This is a genomic window from Luteimonas sp. WGS1318, from assembly GCF_043187535.1.
Classification (GTDB): Bacteria; Pseudomonadota; Gammaproteobacteria; order Xanthomonadales; family Xanthomonadaceae; genus Luteimonas.
In genome coordinates, this window is record NZ_CP171131.1 from 765,104 (window position 1) to 777,662 (window position 12,559).

Here is a 12,559-nt window from a genome sequence, read left to right on the forward strand (position 1 = left end):
GCCGGGCTCGTCGTCGGGTGTGCCGGCGACGCGGCGGGCGGAATCGAAATAAGTACGTCCTCCGCCAGTGTCGATGCGTGCGAAACGACCTTGAACCCGAGGTTCAAGTGGGAACGCTGGGATTCCTTCGGGCTTCCCGCTCGAGGGCGGACTGGCACTCCCGGTTTCCTGACATCCCCGGTGTCGTTTTTAAGGGACAAGGCGAATGTTTTGCTCGCTGTCGGACACGGCAGAGAACGCAGGTGAAGTATAGCCGCTGCATGCAGAGGGCCAAGCCCGTTCGTCGGTAATCGATGCGACACGATGTCGAGGATTCAGCCGTGTCGCCGCATCGCGAAGACGTGGCCTCAACGCGATTCGGCGTCGTACGCGTCCAGACGGCGATGCAGCGTATCGACCGCATCGACCACGGCACGCGTGCTGCCCGTTCCGCTTTCGCGCAGCTGCTGGAGTTCGTGGGCGAGATTCAGCGCGGCGAGGATCGCCACCCGGTCGACCGCGGCCATGCGGTTCGCGCCGCGGATTTCGCGCATGCGCGCGTCGAGCAACCGGGCGGCGGCCATCAGGCTGTCGCGTTCGTCGGGTGCGACGCCGACGGTGTATTCGCGATCGAGGACGCGCACGCTGACGGGTTCGCTGGTGCCGCTCATGTGTGCTGCTCCAGGGATTTCAGGCGCGCGATCATCGCCTCGACCCGGGACCGTGCCTGCTCGTTCTTCGACAGCAGTTGCGCGCGCTCGCCGACGATGTGTTCCTGCTGCTGGCGCAGGCTGCGATTCTCGTCACTGAGCACGCGGACACGTTCGATCAACGTCTCCACGCGCGACGTCAGTCGGTGCAACTGGGCGATGACGTCGGGCTGGTCCATCACGGCACGATAGGCAGCGGACCGGGGGCGGTCAAGGCAGCAGGGCCACGCGTGCGGGCGACGGCGGCCGCGGCAGGCCCTCGGGGCGCCAGTTGCGGATGAAGGCCAGGCATTGCAGCGCGTCCATCGGCTGCGCGACCCAGAAGCCCTGGATCTCGTCGCAGCCCTTGCCGGCGAGGAAGCGCATCTGCGCCTCGGTCTCGACGCCCTCGGCCACCACGGTCAGGCCCAGCGAATGCCCCATGGCGATCACCGTGCTCGTGATCGCTGCATCTTCCGCGTCGTGAGGCAGTTCGTCGACGAAGGCCTTGTCGATCTTCAGGGTGGTGATCGGCAGGCGCTTGAGATAGGCGAGTGACGAGTAGCCGGTGCCGAAATCGTCGATCGCCAGCGACACGCCGAGCTTGCGGAACGCATGCAGCTTGGCCGCGGTCTGTTCGGCGTTGGCCATCAGCACGCTTTCGGTGAGCTCGAGCTCGAGCAGGTGCGGCGGAATGCCGGTGTCGGCGAGGACGCGTGCGACGACCTCGGGCAGGTCGCCGCGCAGCAGCTGCAGCACCGAGACGTTGACCGACACCGTCATCGCATCCAGGCCGTGCTGGCGCCAACGGCCGAGCACCATGCAGGCCTCGCGCAGCACCCATTCGCCGATCTCGAGGATCAGGCCACTTTCCTCGGCCAGCGGAATGAAGTCGCTCGGGGGGATGTCGCCGTGTTCGGGGCTGAACCAGCGCAGCAGCGCTTCGACACCGGTGATCCGCGACGAGGCCAGCGACAGGCGCGGCTGGAACACCAGGCGCAGTTCGCCCCGGTCGAGCACCTTGCGCAGCGCGCCCGACAGCGTCGCGCGTTGGCGCACGGCGATGTCCATGTTGTCGTCGTAACGCATGAAGGTGCGACGTCCCGCGGCCTTGGCCTGGTACATCGCGGTGTCCGCGTGCTTGAGCAGCGCGGTGGGCACCTGGGCGTGGTCGGGATAGAGGCTGATGCCGATCGACGGCGAGATGGTGATCTCGCGGCGGTCGTCGAGCACGAGCGGCGCTTCGAAGGCGTTGATGATCTCGCGTGCGACGTGCTCGGCATCGTGCGCGTGTTCGAGATTTTCGATGATGACGGTGAACTCGTCGCCGCCCAGCCGGGCGACCGTGTGCTGCGCGCCGACGGTCTCCTGCAGGCGCACCGCGGCCGCGCGGAGGATCCGGTCGCCGGCGGCATGGCCGAGGGAGTCGTTGACGTCCTTGAAGCGGTCGAGGTCGAGGAACAGCACCGCGACCCGCTTGTCCTGCCGGTGGGCACGGATGATGGCGCGCGACAGCCGCTCCGACAGCAGCGAGCGGTTGGGCAGGCTGGTCAGCGTGTCGAAGTTGGCCAGATAGCGCAGCTCCTGCTCGGTGCGCTTGTGCTGGGTGATGTCGTTGAGCACGGCCACGTGCAGGCGCGTGTCGAGCTCGGCATCGAGCACGGTGCGCAATTCGACGGCGGCCAGGAACTCGTCGCCGTCCTTGCGGCGCTGCCACAGTTCGCCGCTCCACTGGCCCTCGTTGGCGGCCTGGAGCCGGATCTGGGCATGGAACGCGGCATCGTGCTGGTCGCTGTCGAGCATGTCCGCGGTGCGGCCGATGACGTCGGATTCGGAATAGCCGGTCATGCGCAGGAACGCCGGATTGACCGAGACGAAGCGGAACTCCGCGTCGACCACGGCAACCGCCTCGCTCATGCTGCGCAGCACCTCGGCGGCGATCTGGCGCTCGCGCTCGGCTTCACGCGTCTCGGTGACGTTCAACGCCGTGCCGGCGATGCGCAGGACGCTGCCGTCCGCGGCGCGCTCGACGACACGGCCACGCACGCGCACCCAGCACCAGCCGCTCTCGCCGTCGGTCACGCGCAGAAGCGCGTGGTAGCGGCTCGATGTATCGTCGATGCACGTCGCCAGCGCCTTGCGCGCGGTGGCGACGTCGTCGGGATGGATCAGGGCCTCGGCCTGCAGCGCGTCCTCGAGCAGGCCGCCGTCGCCGCTGCGCTGGGCGACGCCGATCAGGCGCCGCAACTGGCCGCTCGGCACGTGGTAGTCCCAGTAGCGTTCACCGGTGGCCCAGAGGGCGAGGGCGAGGCGCTCGCCGCGTTCGTCCAGCGCGCGGGTGAATGCGTGGTCGCTCATGCGCCGGCGCACCACCAGCACGATGAGCAACACCAGCATTGCGAGCAGCACCGCAGCACCGGGCACGACGAGCTGGCTGGAATCGATCACGCGGTAACCCCGTGCCGGAAAACGGCTCCGCGAGTGTAGTCATGCGGTCGATGCGTCAACAAGCGCTTTCGTCGGGCGATTTCCGGGCGATTGATACAATCGCGAACCGTCCGTCGTCCGTGTGAGTGTTCATGTCCGAGTCCCTGCCCAGCCCTGCCGAGGTCGATGCTGAAATCCGCCACTTGAGCCTGGCGGTCGGTGCCAGCGAACTGCACGGCGGATTGTGCGGATGGCTGGCGGGCGGCGGCGCGGATCGCGTCGACTGGCTGGCGCCGGTGCTGGCCGACGAGGCGCTGCCGGCGCCGGCAGCGGGCGGCGCACTGGACCGCCTGCGCCTGGCCAGCGCGGCGCAGCTCGAGGATCGCAGCTTCGGGTTCACCTTGCTTCTGCCCGGCAGCGATGCGTCGCTGGCGACGCGCAGCGAGGCCCTGTTCGAATGGTGTCGCGGCTTCCTCGGCGGGTTCGGCCTGTCGGCCGGCGCGCCCAAGCTCTCGGCCGAGGGCGACGAAGCCCTGGCCGATCTCGCACGTCTGGCGGCGGCCCAGGCCGATGCCGACAGCGAGGGCGACGAGGGCGAGGAAGACGCATTGACCGAGATCGAGGAGTTCGTACGCGTCGCGGTGTTGTTGCTGCACGGCGATGCGGCGCTCGCGACGCGCCACCGGAACCGGTTGAACTGACCATGGCGACGTCCACCGGCATGTCCGCGACGGCCTACCAGAAGCGGCGGCGCCAGCTGATGCGGCTGGCCGGCAACGACGCGATCCTGGTGCTGCCCGCCGCGCCCGAGCGCAACCGCAGTCGCGATACCCATTACCCGTACCGGCCGGATTCCGACCTCTGGTATCTGACCGGCTTCGCCGAGCCCAGCGCGGTGCTGGTCCTGGTGCCGGGTCGCAAGCATGGCGAAGCGCTGATGTTCTGCCGCGAGCGCGATCCCGAGCGCGAAGGCTGGGACGGGCCGCGCGTGGGGCCGGAAGGCGCGGTCGAGACCCTGGGCATGGACGATGCCTATCCGATCGACGATCTCGACGAGATCCTGCCCGGCCTGCTCGAAGGCCGCACGCGTGTCTATTACCACTTCGGCCGCGATACCGAATTCGACCTGCAGCTGATCGGCTGGCTCAACCGGGTGCGTGCGCAGGTGCGCCTCGGCGCGCAGCCGCCGCACGAATTCCTTGAGCTCGGTCACCTGCTCGACGAGATGCGGCTGTTCAAGACCGCCGACGAACTCAAGCTGATGCGTCGCGCGGCGAAGATCAGCGTCGAAGCACATGCGGCGGCGATGCGCGCCGCGCGCCCCGGCATCCACGAATACGCGCTGCAGGCCGAACTCGAATACGTGTTCCGGCGCCACGATGCGGTGCCGGCCTACGAGAGCATCGTCGGCGCGGGCGCGAATGCCTGCGTGCTGCATTACCGCGCGAACGACGCCATGGCCCGTGACGGCGACCTGGTGCTGATCGACGCCGGCGCCGAATACCGCGGCTATGCCGCCGACATCACCCGGACCTTCCCGGTCAACGGTCGCTTCTCGCCCGCGCAGCGTGCGCTGCACGCGGTGGTCGAATCGGCGCAGCAGGCGGCGCTGGCCCAGGCGCGGCCGGGTGTGGCCTACGAGGCCGGTCACATCGCCGCCGTCGAGGCGTTGACCGAAGGTCTGCTGCGCCTCGGGCTGCTCAAAGGCAAGCTGGAGGCGCGCATCGCCGATGGCAGCTACAAGCGCTATTACCGGCACAAGACCGGCCACTGGATCGGTCTGGACGTGCACGACGTCGGCGACTACCGCATCGAAGGCGAATCGCGCCTGCTCGAGCCGGGCATGGTGTTCACGATCGAGCCCGGCCTGTACGTGTCCGCCGACGACACCAGTGTCGATGCGAAGTGGCGCGGCATCGGCATCCGGACCGAGGACGACGTGCTGGTCACGAAGACCGGCCACGAGGTGCTGACGACGGGACTCGCGCGGACCGCGGACGAGATCGAGGCCTTCATGGCCGACGCACGCTGACGGCCTCCAGCGCGGCGCGCATGCCCGGGCGGCAACGCGCCGCCGCAGATGACGACCGTCAGTGATGCGTCCTGGGCGGTGCCGAGTGCGCTTTCGCACCGAAACACGCCGGTGCCCGGCGCGGGATGAGCCGACGCCGGCGCGGTGCCGGATCAGGGGCGCGCCCGCGTGATGCAGGACGCGCCGAGATGCACGCGCACCCGCGTGTCAGTCGGCGAGGTCCGCCCAGGCGTCGCGCGTCAGATTGACCGGCGCACCATCGGTGCACACCACGTCGTCCTCGATCCGGATGCCGCCGTATGGGCGGAACGCCTCGACGCGCGCCCAGTCGACCGCGTCGCCCTTGCCGTCGGCCTTGAGGTCCTCGAGCAGCATGTCGATGACATACAGCCCCGGCTCGATGGTCACCACCATGCCGGGCTCGAGCGTGCGCGTCAGGCGGAGATAGGGGTGTCCGTCGGGCTTGGCGATCGTGCCGCCGGCATCGGAGGCGGCGAATCCACCGACATCGTGTACCTGCAGGCCGATGCCGTGACCGAGGCCGTGCGGGAAGAATGCGGCGCTGACGCCGGTCTCGAGCGCCTGCTCGGGCGACACCTTCAGCACGCCGAACTCGCGCAGCACGCCGGCCAGCGCGAGATGCGCATCGAGATGGAGTCGCGCGTAGTCGACGCCGGCGCGCACCTGGTCGCACATCGCGCGCTGCGCGGTGTCGACCGCATCGATCATCGCCTGGAACTCGCTGTCCGTGTCGTAGGCGTAGGTCCGGGTGACGTCGGCGGCGTAGCCCGCATGGCTGGCGCCGGCATCGATGAGGAAGCTGCGCAGCGGATCCGGCGCCAGGCGGTCGCGCTCGGTGTAGTGCAGCACCGCCGCGTGCGTATTGAGCGCCACGATGTTGTTGTACGGCAGCTCGTTCGCATCCTGCCCGGCCGCCTGGCAGTACGCCAGATGGATGCCGAATTCGCTGGCGCCGGCGCGGAACGCGCGCTCGGCCGCGGCATGTGCGCGCACCGCGCGTGCCGAGGCCCGGCGCAGCATCGCGATTTCGTACGGCGTCTTGAACGCGCGGTGGTAGTCGAGATAGTCGACGACGGCCTGCGGGTTGTTCGGCTTGTACGCGCCGTAGTGGCCGAGCGCGCTCTGCGCCTCGCCGAGGATCGCGCAGCGCGCTGCGTTCTTCGGCAGGTGCTGCTGGGCCTCCTCGGGCTTGCGGATCACCACGATGTCGAAATGCTCGACCCACACGCCCGCCGGTGCGTCCGGCACGACGTGCCAGTAGTCGCGTGGCTGCAGGTACACCAGCTTCGGCCGCGCGCCCGGCGTGATCACCAGCCAGCTGCCGGGTGTGCGGGTCAGCGGCAGCCAGGCCTTGAACTGCGGATTCACCCCGTACGGGTAATCGCGGTCGTCGAAGACGTGGTAGTGCAGGGTGCCGCTCGGAATCACCAGATGATCGAAGCCACCGCGCGCGAGCGCAGCGGCCGCGCGTTCGGTCAGCGTGGCCAGGTGATCGGCGTAAAGGGTGGCAGTCGACGGAGCAGAGGTGGACATCGCGATCCCGGTTGGCTCATGGATCGGCCTATTCTGCCGCATCGGCCCCGGCCGACGCCGGGGTCATTCGTAACGGCTGCCCGGGGCGTTGACCCAGCCGTGCAAGCGGTAGACCAGCGCCGGCGTCGTCGCGATGAAACGGAACCCCGCCCACGTGCTGCCGGCCAGCGTGGCATCGTCGAGCCACAGCAGGTGCGCGCCGAGTTCGACCGGCTCGGAACCATCGGGCAGCTGGAAGCTGAACTGGTACAGCGCGTCGTCGAGCAGCGGCTCGGTGGCGATCAGCAGCATGCCGGTTTCCGACAGGTTGCCGACGCGGCCGATCACGCGATCGGTCATCGCATCGGTGACCAGAATGACGTCGGACGCCTTGCGACGGCGGGCGCGGCGGAATTCCTGGATCATGCGGGCGCTCCCGACGGATGGCCTTCGCCGCGGCCGGCGAAGCTGCGCAAGGCGCTCATCGCAGCCTGCCAGGCGCGGTCGACCAGGTGGCCGCGGTCTTCGGTGATGACGCGCGCATTGCCCGAGGCCATCAGGCGCGCGACGGCGTCGAGCGACTGCTCGCCGGTGCGCTGGCCGCGCTGGTTGACGAACAGCACGTGGTCGGTGATCGGGCTGAACCACGACATGCGACGGCGCACGACATCCCCCTGCTGGTTGGTGGTGAATTCCATCCAGGTGCCGAACGGCAGCGTGCGCAGGTGGTCGTACTGCGCCTGTTCCTCCGGCGTACGCGGCGGTGGCACCGGGCGACGTGCGCGGTCGGCATCCTCGCCCAGCCGCGCACGCGCCTTGAGCTTCAATGCCAGCTCGGTGCGCGACGCCGCATCGTTCTCGTCCTCGGCGCGGTGGCTGGTGAGGCGCTGCGCGATGACGGCGGCTTCGTCGCCGTGGTAGCCCACCTGGCCGAGCGCGGCTTCGACGTGTGCCTGCAGCGCGGGATCGGCGGGCACGTCGGTCTGCAGGGCCGCGTCGACGATGCGATGCGTGGCCTCGATCTGCTGGCGGAACGCATCGGAGCGTTCACCGTGGCGCAGCAGCGTGAGCGTGAGCACGTCCGACCAGGCCTGGTCGAGCAGTGCGCGCGAAAAGCGCGGCAGCCGCTGGTCGCCGACGATCTCGCGCATCAGCAGGCCCGCACGCAGCTTGGCCGCTTCCAGGCGTTCCTTGCCGCGCGCCGCCTCGACGTGGCGACGTTCCTGCAGTTCCGCCGTGCGCGACTGCGCCTGGATCTGCGCCTCGACCTGGGCATTGCCTTCGGCGAACACACCGACGTCGCTCTCGAAGTTGCGCACCACATGCGCCACCGCCTGGCGCAGCACGGCCTGCACGCGCGGATCGAAGGCCGTGTCCTCGTGCCAGCTGGCCGCGCTTTCGGCGACCGTGTTGAGCAGTTGCCGGGCCGGGTGGCGCTTGCGGGTGAAGAACGAATGGTCCTGCAGCGCGGCGCGCAGCAGCGGGATCTGCAGTTCGCGCACCAGCGCCGCCGCCGGCGCCTCGCTACGGATCTCGTCCTCGATGTGGCTGTACAGCATGCCCAGCAGTTCGAAGGCGTCCTCGTCCTGCGGCGCGAGCGTCGCGGCTTCGCCGTCGCGCTGGCGCGCTTGGGCCAGCAGCGAGCGCCGGACCTCGGCGAGGTTGCGTGACGCCTTGCCGGGCGCCAGCGGCTGTGCCTGCAGGCGTCGCAGCGCCTGCGAGACATCACCGGTCTGCAACTCCTGGCGCTGCGCGCGCGCCTCGCCACCGGGGCGGAACTTGCGCAACAGCTCGCGACGCCCCGACATCAGCTGCTGCAGCGTGCGGTAGGCGGCCTCGTGGTCGTCGTCGTCGGGTTCGCTCGTCGTCGGCGCGGTCGCCGCCCATGCGGTGTAGGGGCGCTGTGCATCCGTCGCGGCCTGCGCGCGCGGTGTCGGCTGGGGCGCCGCGCGCTCGGGCGCGGCGGGTGTGTCATCGGCTGCGGTGGCGCGCACGCGCATCGGCACGAATGTCAGTGCCGGCAGGATGCCGGCCTCGGCGAACTGGGCGTCCAGTCGCTCGAGCACACCCGCATAGCCGGCCATGACCTCGCGGTCGAAGATGCGGTAGAGCAGCAGGCGCGCATCGTGCTCGATCTCGAGCGCCTTGGCGGCGGTTTCGAGCGCGCGGCACAGGCATTGCGGCCCCAGCGGCAGGCGTTCGGTATCGAAGGCCGGTGCCCCTGCGAGCACGCCGAAGCGCTGGCCGAGCAGATGCAGCGACAGGTTCGCGCGGCCTTCCTGGCGGCTGGCGATCTCCCGCAGCACCGTGTCCTCATCCATCACCGCGTCTTCGACGAGGCTGAGGGTGCCGAAGCCTGCGGTGGGTGTCGTGTCGCTGCTCGGCGTCCGCGTCGCGGGCGCTGCCGGCGTGCGGATCGCGGCCAGCGACGATTCCAGCGCCAGCAGGAAGCGCGGTACCAGATCGGCCCGGTTGACTCGGAAGCTGCGTAGCGTGCCCATGTGATGCGCGCCGACGCCGGGATTGCGCGCCTGGTCGGCCAGCCGGAACAGTTCCTGCTCGAACTCGGTGAGCAGAGCGTTCAAAGAATGGTCGAGTTCCTCCGACACCATGGACAGCGCGCGTTCCAGCGTTCTGCGCACACGCGGTGGGAGCCCGGAAGCGGCTAGCGATCGGGGCGGGCACATGGTGGGATGGACGGACATACCTGTCGCAGGATGGGGCGCTCGTCACACTCTTATCACGCCGCAGCAGCCGCGACCAGTGTTTGCGTGCGCGCCGGTCGGCGCGCGCCCCGCGCAGCCCGGGGACGGACGCCTCAGTCGTCGAGGAACAGGCTCACGATGTCGTTGGTGAACCGGCGTCCGAGTGCGGTCGGAACGATCCGGCCGGCATCGACGGTCAACCAGCCTGCGGCCACGGCGGTGTCGATACGCGCCGCGATCACGGCGTAGGCCAGACCGGTACATGCCTCGAAGGCGGCCGGGGTGAAGCCCTCGACCAGACGCAGCGCGTTGAGCATGTATTCGAACGGGCGGCGGTCCGGTGCGATGCGTTCGTCGCCGCCGATCGCCGCCGGCGTGCCGGCGGCCGCCAGCCAGGCGACGGGATGCTTGTGCTTCCAGCGGCGCAGGATCGTCTGCTCGCTGCCCAGCGTCAGCTTGCCGTGCGCGCCGGCGCCGATGCCGAGGTAGTCGCCGAAGCGCCAGTAGTTGAGGTTGTGCGCGCATTGCCGGCCTGCGCGTGCGTATGCGGACACTTCGTACTGCGCATAGCCGGCATCGGCGAGCAGCGCCTGGCAGTGCTCCTGCATGTCCCAGGCAATATCGTCGTCGGGGATGCCGGTCGGCGGGCGCGCGGCGAACACCGTGTTGGGTTCCAGCGTGAGCTGGTAATGCGAGATGTGCGTCGGCGCGAGGGCGATCGCGCGCCTCACGTCGTCTTCCGCCATCGCCAGCGTCTGGTCGGGCAGGGCGTACATCAGGTCGAGATTGAAATTGTCGAAGCCGGCGTTGCGAGCCAGGTCGATAGCTGCCACGGCCTGCGCGCTGTCGTGGATGCGGCCCAGCGTCTTCAGCGTGGCGTCGTCGAAGGTCTGGATGCCGAAGCTGATCCGGTTCACGCCGGCGCGCCGGTAATCCTCGAAGCGGCCGTGCTCGGCGGTGCCGGGGTTGGTCTCCAGCGTGATCTCGGCCTGGGGCGCGAAGCGCAGCCGCGAGGACGCGCCCTGCAGCAGGCGTTCGATCGCATCGGCCGGAAACAGGCTCGGCGTGCCGCCGCCGAAGAACACGCTGTGCACCGTGCGACCCCAGACCAGCGGCAGGTCCTGGTCGAGATCGGCCAGCAGCGCATCGACGTACGCGTCGAACGGCGGTGTGCCGCCCTTGAACTCGTGCGAATTGAAATCGCAGTACGGGCACTTGCGCACGCACCAGGGCAGGTGCACGTACAGCGACAGGGGCGGCGGGATCAGCATCGACAGAAGGTCAGGGCGGCGGGCGGCGTGCGCAAGTGCACGCGGCGATCGATCAGGCAAGCAGGCCGGCGTGCGTCAGCCGGTCGCGCAGCGCCTGCAGCGCCAGCGCGCGGTGGCTGATGCGGTTCTTCTGTTCCGGCGGCATTTCCGCCGCAGTCAGACCATGCGCAGGATCGAGGAAGACCGGGTTGTAGCCGAAACCGTTGTGGCCGCGCGGCGCGTCGAGAATGCGACCTTCCCAGCTGCCTTCGGCGATCAGCGGCTGCGGGTCGTCGGCGTGGCGCAGCAGCACGATCACCGCATAAAAGCGTGCGCTGCGTTGCGCCACGGGCAGGCCGTCGAGTGCCTGCAGCAGTTTGGCGTTGTTGGCGGCATCGTCGGTCGGGCTGCCGGCGTAGCGCGCGCTGTAGAGCCCGGGCGCGCCGTCGAGCGCATCGACGATCAGGCCCGAGTCGTCGGCGAGTGCCGGGAGACCGGTGACCGCTGACGCATGCCGCGCCTTGATCAAAGCGTTCTCGACGAAGGTGGTGCCGGTCTCGGGCACCTCGTCCACGCCCAGCTCGCGCTGCGGCACGATCGTCAGCGGCAGATCGGCCAGCATCGCGCGCAGTTCGATGAGCTTGCCGGCGTTGCCGCTGGCCAGGACGAGCGTCTTCATGCAGCCGGCTCCAGCAGATCCCACTTCGTGCCGTACAGATCGACGAAGACCGCGACGGTGCCGTAAGGCTCGACGCGTGGCGCTTCGAGAAACGTCACGCCGGCGTTCGTCATCGCCGCGTGGTCGCGCTTGAAATCGTCGGTATAGAGAAAGTGGTCGACCCGGCCGCCGGTCTGGTCGCCGATACGCGCGCGCTGCGCATCGTCGGCAGGCTGGGCCAGCAGCAGCGACGCCTCGTCTGCAGTGCCGGGACCGATCCGGACCCAGCGCTTGCCACCGCCGAGCGGACGATCCTCGAACACCCGGAACCCCAGTGCGCGCGTGTACCAGTCGATCGCCGCATCGTAGTCGGCGACGAGCAACGTGGTCAGCGCGATGCGCCGCTTCATCCCGCAAGCGCCTCGCGCTGCAGGGCGACGAGCTGGGCGACGCCGGTTTCGGCCAGCTGCATCATCGTGTCCATCTCGGCGCGGCGGAATGCGTGGCCTTCGGCGGTGCCCTGGACTTCGATGAAGCCGCCGCCATCGTTCATCACGACATTCATGTCGGTGTCGCAGTCGCTGTCCTCGGCGTAGTCGAGATCCAGCACCGGCACGCCGCGATAGATGCCGACCGACACCGCTGCGATCGCGCCGTGCACCGGGTCGCGCGTGATCTCGCGCTTCGCGCGTAGCACGCCGATCGCGTCGACCAGGGCGACATACGCGCCGGTGATCGCGGCGGTGCGGGTGCCGCCGTCGGCCTGCAGCACGTCGCAGTCCAGCGTGATCGTGCGTTCGCCGAGCGCCTTGCGGTCCACGCAGGCACGCAGGCTGCGGCCGATCAGGCGCTGGATTTCCAGCGTGCGGCCGCCCTGCTTGCCGCGGGACGCTTCGCGGTCGTTGCGGGTGTTGGTGGCGCGCGGCAGCATGCCGTACTCGGCCGTCACCCAGCCCTCGCCCTTGCCGCGCAGGAAGCCCGGCACGCGGTTCTCGACACTGGCCGTGCACAACACGCGGGTGTCGCCGAAGCTCACCAGTACCGAGCCCTCGGCATGGCGGGTGAAGCCGCGCTCGAAACGGACGGCGCGAAGATCGGCGGGCGCGCGGCCGCTGGGACGGGAGAACTCGGACATGGAATGGGCCGGAAGACGGCGCAGAAGTTTAGCAGCGGCCGGCCCTGGGCCCGGTCAGCCGTCCGCCTGCCTGCCGCGCCGCTCTTCCGAATCCCCAATCCCGAATCCCCAATCCCGGCCCTCAGGCATACTCGTCCGCCATTTTCCGCAC

12 protein-coding genes and 1 other RNA gene are annotated in these 12,559 nt (G+C 69.4%); 2 read left to right on the forward strand and 11 right to left on the reverse strand.

What is annotated here, in order from left to right; translation table 11 throughout:
* Window positions 1-54: 54 nt before the first annotated feature.
* From ssrS to ACF3M1_RS03425, 4 genes are all read right to left on the reverse strand, one after another.
* A non-coding RNA gene (gene ssrS / locus ACF3M1_RS03410) (6S RNA) lies at window positions 55-239 on the reverse strand.
* A 108-nt stretch (window positions 240-347) separates the two neighbouring features.
* Window positions 348-650: a cell division protein ZapA gene (locus ACF3M1_RS03415; RefSeq protein WP_394003947.1), complete on the reverse strand. Its 303-nt coding sequence runs from the start codon at window positions 648-650 to the stop codon at window positions 348-350.
* A complete protein-coding gene (locus tag ACF3M1_RS03420) occupies window positions 647-868 on the reverse strand; it encodes a TIGR02449 family protein (protein WP_096210502.1) in 222 nt (73 codons plus the stop codon). The genes ACF3M1_RS03415 and ACF3M1_RS03420 overlap by 4 nt, the downstream gene beginning before the upstream one ends.
* Before the next feature lie 31 nt (window positions 869-899).
* Complete coding sequence (locus ACF3M1_RS03425; protein ID WP_394003949.1) at window positions 900-3,116, reverse strand: putative bifunctional diguanylate cyclase/phosphodiesterase; 2,217 nt, start codon at window positions 3,114-3,116, stop codon at window positions 900-902.
* A 131-nt stretch (window positions 3,117-3,247) separates the two neighbouring features.
* On the opposite strand from ACF3M1_RS03425, the gene ACF3M1_RS03430 reads away from it, so the two are divergent.
* Both ACF3M1_RS03430 and ACF3M1_RS03435 read left to right on the forward strand, forming a co-directional pair.
* Window positions 3,248-3,796: a UPF0149 family protein gene (locus ACF3M1_RS03430; protein ID WP_394003951.1), complete on the forward strand. Its 549-nt coding sequence runs from the start codon at window positions 3,248-3,250 to the stop codon at window positions 3,794-3,796.
* Window positions 3,797-3,798: 2 nt separating this feature from the next.
* Window positions 3,799-5,127 (forward strand): aminopeptidase P N-terminal domain-containing protein, encoded by a 1,329-nt coding sequence (locus tag ACF3M1_RS03435; protein ID WP_394003953.1) that lies wholly within the window; start codon window positions 3,799-3,801, stop codon window positions 5,125-5,127.
* Window positions 5,128-5,334: 207 nt separating this feature from the next.
* Here ACF3M1_RS03435 and pepQ read toward each other — a convergent pair whose 3' ends face one another.
* The 7 genes from pepQ to rph form a co-directional block, all read right to left on the reverse strand.
* Window positions 5,335-6,681 carry a Xaa-Pro dipeptidase gene (gene pepQ, locus ACF3M1_RS03440; RefSeq protein WP_394003955.1) on the reverse strand — a complete coding sequence of 449 codons (1,347 nt, stop codon included), beginning with the start codon at window positions 6,679-6,681 and terminating at the stop codon, window positions 5,335-5,337.
* Between the two features lie 63 nt (window positions 6,682-6,744).
* On the reverse strand, window positions 6,745-7,086 hold the full coding sequence (locus tag ACF3M1_RS03445; protein WP_394003957.1) for a PilZ domain-containing protein: 342 nt from the start codon (window positions 7,084-7,086) through the stop codon (window positions 6,745-6,747).
* On the reverse strand, window positions 7,083-9,302 hold the full coding sequence (locus ACF3M1_RS03450) for a DUF1631 family protein (RefSeq protein ID WP_394003959.1): 2,220 nt from the start codon (window positions 9,300-9,302) through the stop codon (window positions 7,083-7,085). Before ACF3M1_RS03450 ends, ACF3M1_RS03445 begins: the two co-directional genes overlap by 4 nt.
* A gap of 176 nt (window positions 9,303-9,478) precedes the next feature.
* On the reverse strand, window positions 9,479-10,642 hold the full coding sequence (hemW, locus tag ACF3M1_RS03455; RefSeq protein ID WP_394005161.1) for a radical SAM family heme chaperone HemW: 1,164 nt from the start codon (window positions 10,640-10,642) through the stop codon (window positions 9,479-9,481).
* A 46-nt stretch (window positions 10,643-10,688) separates the two neighbouring features.
* A complete protein-coding gene (gene rdgB, locus ACF3M1_RS03460; protein WP_394003961.1) occupies window positions 10,689-11,294 on the reverse strand; it encodes an RdgB/HAM1 family non-canonical purine NTP pyrophosphatase in 606 nt (201 codons plus the stop codon).
* Window positions 11,291-11,683, reverse strand: coding sequence for a VOC family protein (locus ACF3M1_RS03465; protein WP_394003963.1), 393 nt, complete (start codon window positions 11,681-11,683; stop codon window positions 11,291-11,293). The genes rdgB and ACF3M1_RS03465 overlap by 4 nt, the downstream gene beginning before the upstream one ends.
* Window positions 11,680-12,408 (reverse strand): ribonuclease PH, encoded by a 729-nt coding sequence (gene rph, locus ACF3M1_RS03470; RefSeq protein ID WP_394003965.1) that lies wholly within the window; start codon window positions 12,406-12,408, stop codon window positions 11,680-11,682. Before rph ends, ACF3M1_RS03465 begins: the two co-directional genes overlap by 4 nt.
* Window positions 12,409-12,559: the final 151 nt, after the last annotated feature.